Origin of the sequence: Komagataeibacter medellinensis NBRC 3288 (genome assembly GCF_000182745.2) — a bacterium.
GTDB classification, from domain to species: Bacteria; Pseudomonadota; Alphaproteobacteria; order Acetobacterales; family Acetobacteraceae; genus Komagataeibacter; species Komagataeibacter medellinensis.
Genome location: NC_016022.1, coordinates 1 through 4,776, shown reverse-complemented (window position 1 = coordinate 4,776; position 4,776 = coordinate 1). Strand labels below are relative to the sequence as shown.

Genomic DNA, 4,776 nt, shown 5'->3' with positions numbered 1-4,776 from the left:
TGTTATCTCCTTTGGCTGTTGGCCGGGGTGGTGTCACCAGCACCTACCCCGGCAATTACACACCCCGCCGCGCCGCGCGCGCCGGGAAAAGATCACGGCTCCATGTCATCGGGAGACGGTCGCTTCGCTCCCTGGGCAGCCGCATTTTCAGCCGTCCGCACAGCATACCCATGGGGGTCTCTGTGACGCGCGGTCAGGTTCGGACTCTCCGCGACGATACCGGCCGCGACCTCATCAACGGACATGCCTTCGGCCGACATGAGGCGAGCGGCTTGGAAATCCAGGCGGGACTCGTCAACAGTCCAACCGTGCTTGATAGCGAGTCCAAGGATCATTCCACGCGCACGGCTAAACTCGCCACCAGAGACGGCCGGACGGATGATGCGGCCGGGAGACGGGGCCGATGCCGATACGGGCAGAGGTGTCGGCCGGAACGCCGCCCGCAATTCAGCAAGAGCCGATGCCGCTTTCTCACAGATCACACCGGCCGCCGTGATGATCCGGGTAAAAGCGTTGTCTCGGCCGGGCTTCTTATTTGCAAAACCAGCCATCCGAAACGGATGGATCGCACCGCTAAAATTGGGATCGCCAAACTCCCGATTCAGGCTCACGACTAGGGCGTTTGCGACACGCTGTTCGTTCGGGCCGTCGATGCGCGGCACCTTCAAAACAGCTTGCCGGTTTCCGGCGCTGCTCTCCTGGACAATGGCCGGAGACCAGCCCTGTCCCGTCATGGCGGTCAGGGTATCCGGCGTCATGTCGTCCACGACGAGATAATGATGGGCCGCATCAATCGGGGTCAGATAGATGTCCCGGCCCTTCATGTTCTGCGCTGACAAGTAAGGGATCAGGGCAGCAACATCAGATGCAGAATAAAACTGCTCTGCACCGTCTGCGCCCCGGCCCTTTCCAATGTTAAATGATGGCAGAGCATCGCGGCGGCTCTTGAGCGTCAGACGATAGAGAGGCGATGACAGCGCCCCGGCCTGGACAGACCATGCCTCCATCTTCGCTCTGACAGCCGCTGTGACCGGCTTTGTCGTCAGAGCGGGTGCATCACTCGCAAGATCACCAACCCTGCGCCCAAGAGCGTTCCAGCCGCCGATACGGCGACGATGATCGCGCATGTCATCAGGCGCCGGGACAACGCCGTCTGTCGTTCGACCAGGCGCTTCATCTCGCGATGCTGGTCTCGTGCCGCCGTCTCCGCCGACTTCAAGAGGTCGGCTGTCTTCGCCGCCGCGCTGTCGGCTTTCGAGACTGCGGCCGTCGCTGACATTAAGACGCTCTGCGCTTCGCCGTGCGCTCCCAGGATCATCGCTTCCGATGCCTCGGCCGCCTTGGTCAACGTCTCGATCAGTGACACCGCCGCCGCCCGGTATTCCACGGTCAGCCGGGATTGATCGGTCGCCAGCCGGTCGAGCGTCTCGATCAAGAGCATCTGGGCTTCTGTCGTTGACGTTACCGCCCGGCGCGAGGCTTCGGTTTGCTCTTGCGATAAGCGCCGCACCGTCTCGATCTTGGACATACTCGATCCCTCGCTCTTGCAATGCCTTCCATGCGTATGCCTTGCCCAGGTCAGACGCCTTAAACGGCACACCCCGGTATTCAAAGCTAAAGCCGTTCATTTTGCCGGTTGATGCGACATTCGCCCGGACACCGACCCCTGCCGCTTCGAGACGATCCATAAAGTCAAAGACAGACGACGGTGACGACAGGGCCGCGTCTACGATCTGTTGCAATGCGACGCGCGGCGGTGCATCGCCCGTCCTGATGGACATTTCGACTTCCTTCCTCGTTGGCGTTGCGACAGGAGCCGGGCCGTCTTCGAGACCCTTCGTGACAGTGAGGCCGTGCTTAACCTCAAGGTCTGCGGTCAGCTTGATTGCCCGCTTGGCATCCCACTTCCCGAGATAGAGAGAGCCGTCTAGGCCGATGCGCGACGCGATGATGTGTACGTGTTCATGGTCAGTGTCATGGTGCCTGACCGCGACATACTGATGTCCGCCCAGGCCCATACCATCCATGAAGTCAGCGATAATCTGCGACCACTCGCCCGGTGTCCTTGTCTCACCAGGAGGCAGAGACAGAGACGTGTGCCAGACCGGCCGGGCAACATCGGGACGTGCCGCCCTGGACAAGCCAAACTCTGTGGCAAGAGCGCGAGGCGTCTTACCAGTCATCGTGCCGCAGATGATCTCCGCGTCGCCTTTGCCAAACGCATAATCAAGGACGCCCCGGAAACCGGAGCCGCGCTCAACCTTCGCCTTCATCGCCGCCTCCGATCATCGCCAAACGCAAGGCGTCGAGGTCGGCCCGGAGTGCATCGAGGACGGATGCAAGATCACCACCGGCCGGAACCTCGCCGCAATTCACCGCATGGGCGATCTGGTTGAGGTTCGATGCGCTCCGGGCAAGATCGACCCAAGCGACCCGGTTCAATTCCGGGACAATGCGGGGAGGTTTGCCCAGGGCGGAGAGGCGTAACCATTCGCCGCGACGAACCTTGCCCCGGCGAGCATCGACAAGGGCAAGCTCGTCATCGGTCAGGCGACAAGAGACAGAGTGCCACCGACGATCCGAAGACGCTTTCGGGGTCGGGCCATAACGGCGCTTCTTCGGGGAAGGTGATGATTGCTCCATAAACGCGCACTCCGAGAGAGGCCCCAACTGACCGAAGGGAAGGCGGGAGCCGAACGACCGCAACGCGGCGGAGCGAGGTTAATCCGGCTTGCCGGGTTACACCTCGCTATTAACCATAGCCGAATCACACATTCATCTGGCCGTCAAGCTAATTATGGAGACGAGGCACCGCCTGCGGCGGAAGCGGTGCTCCCTGCGGTCGCAAGTCTTTTTCCCCCGCGCGCGCGCGCGCGGCGGTGTGTGGCGCAGCCTTATCCAGACGTCTTAGAGACGTCTGGATAAGTCTGGATGGATTTTTGAGGGTTTCTCATAAGCCGTTGTAATATAACGACAAAACGGCATTTTAAGGGGGTCAGTTTGTGACCGATTCTACGCGCTTCTGTGACCGATTCTACGCGGTTTTGTGACCGATACTACGCAATTTTAGGTCTGCCGACGGTCACAACGCCTTCTTGCACGTCTGCAAACCAGCCAACTTTACGCAATTCGGCCAATGCTGACCTGATCCGTTGCCGCCGTTTCCGCATGGCCGCGTCAGACCCGGCATCGGGCCACACATAAGAGCAAAGAGTATCAATGGAGACCTCTCGCCTCATGCCTGGATTGATCCAGCCAGAGAGACGCTGGTGCATGAGACGTGCAGGATCACTCTTGAGACCGCGCACCTCTTCCATATCAATTCTGACATGTTGACCTTGACCAAGGATCGCCTCGGTCAAGCGCGGGTTCAAAGCGACGTACAGATCGCCGACCCCTTCATCAGACGCATAAGACGAGATCAAACGACACCCGACACGCCTCCGGCCCGACTGTATAAAGATCGTCACGGCAAAAAGCCGCTCAATCGCTTGACGTATCCTCGTGATGTTTGGCCCGGATTCATTCATGCCGATTTCTCGCGCCAACCGTCTAAATGACCCTCTGACGACAAGACTTTCCGGCTGATCTGTTGCGGCGACAAACTCAGATGCAGGAGCAAAGAGATCAAGAAATAACTGTCGAGCATCAGATGATTGAGTATCGGCTTTTAAGATCAGCCCCTTCGGCCCAGCTAAAGCAACGAGACCTTGCAAAACGCGCATCTCATCAGTGCCAAGCGGTTCTTTCGCGCCAAACTCAAGACGCTCATTGCCAATCTCATAAGCAACATCCAGTTTCAAACGCTTGTAATCACCAGATGCAAGCGACCTAAATAGGCCATGCGCCAAGACATGACCGGGATCATGCCTCGCATGTGTGAGCGCTTTATTATTACGCATTGCCCCGCGCCCTTCCTGTCGGCCGCCGGGTCGTCGGGGTCGGCTCCTGACGTTCAAGATGGGCCGGGACAAGCACACCGCCCGTATCGCGGCGATACCATCGGTCACTGTTCCCGCAACCAAAATTCACCTTGCTCTGGACTGATCGGACAAACTGGCGTCGATCGGTGACACCGTATGTTTGAGCCTCCGCATCGGTCATCCCGACGAGGTTAATCTGACCACCGCGCACGTTATCGACCAAAACGCTAGATCCGCGTGAGGCTTGCTGGACATCACCCGATCCGTTCAACGACGCACCTTTCGCGGCATGGTGCAAAAACATGATTGATGCGCCGGTCACTTGGGCAATGTCTTCCAGGACTGACAACAGAGCAGCCATATCACCCCCGTTGTTTTCATCAGCGACATGGAAGCGCCGGAGAGTATCCAAGATGATAAGACGCTTTCCCGTTCCCATTCGCTTCAATGCTTCCGCCCAGGCCGGAAGCAACAGGTTCACGGGCCGACCCATCAAAGGGATGATCTCAAGGTTCTCTGCCAACATGCCGATGCTATCGCGGACAACGTATCCGACAGAGTGCAGACGATGAGTAATGGCAAGGGCCGGGTCTTCTGCGGCCAAGTAAAGGACGCCGCCATATTTATCATCAACGCTCATTTCAAGCAGATCAGGGCCACCCGCAACGGCCATAGCCAGTTCCAGGGCAAACCACGATTTGCCTGTGCCTCCGGGCGCGATCAACGCACCGACCGTTCCGGCCAACATGCCGGGCAGGACAAAATCCAAAGGCTCCGGCGCTGTCACAAACGCTGATCGAATATCGAGACGAGGCAGAGCAGAATCGTTTATCGTGGATGTCACGGCAGCCAT

Annotated in this window: 5 protein-coding genes and 1 pseudogene; all 6 read right to left on the bottom strand. The window is 58.8% G+C overall.

Annotated features, from left to right (window positions below; genetic code table 11):
- Nucleotides 1-92: 92 nt before the first annotated feature.
- Nucleotides 93-1,127: a DNA-primase RepB domain-containing protein gene (locus GLX_RS19125; protein ID WP_231850475.1), complete on the bottom strand. Its 1,035-nt coding sequence runs from the start codon at nucleotides 1,125-1,127 to the stop codon at nucleotides 93-95.
- A complete protein-coding gene (locus GLX_RS19120) occupies nucleotides 1,043-1,528 on the bottom strand; it encodes a hypothetical protein (RefSeq protein ID WP_041247991.1) in 486 nt (161 codons plus the stop codon). The genes GLX_RS19125 and GLX_RS19120 overlap by 85 nt, the downstream gene beginning before the upstream one ends.
- Nucleotides 1,529-1,859: 331 nt before the next feature.
- Nucleotides 1,860-2,273, bottom strand: a pseudogene (locus GLX_RS19415) (relaxase/mobilization nuclease domain-containing protein); the annotation flags it as partial.
- The gene (locus tag GLX_RS18340; RefSeq protein WP_148268693.1) at nucleotides 2,257-2,643 is read right to left on the bottom strand and encodes a MobC domain-containing protein; all 387 of its coding nucleotides are present in this window, start codon (nucleotides 2,641-2,643) and stop codon (nucleotides 2,257-2,259) included. The pseudogene GLX_RS19415 and the gene GLX_RS18340, both read right to left, overlap by 17 nt.
- A gap of 413 nt (nucleotides 2,644-3,056) precedes the next feature.
- The gene (gene repC, locus GLX_RS16320) at nucleotides 3,057-3,902 is read right to left on the bottom strand and encodes a replication protein C, IncQ-type (RefSeq protein ID WP_014095399.1); all 846 of its coding nucleotides are present in this window, start codon (nucleotides 3,900-3,902) and stop codon (nucleotides 3,057-3,059) included.
- Nucleotides 3,895-4,776, bottom strand: coding sequence for a helicase RepA family protein (locus GLX_RS16315; RefSeq protein ID WP_014095398.1), 882 nt, complete (start codon nucleotides 4,774-4,776; stop codon nucleotides 3,895-3,897). The genes repC and GLX_RS16315 overlap by 8 nt, the downstream gene beginning before the upstream one ends.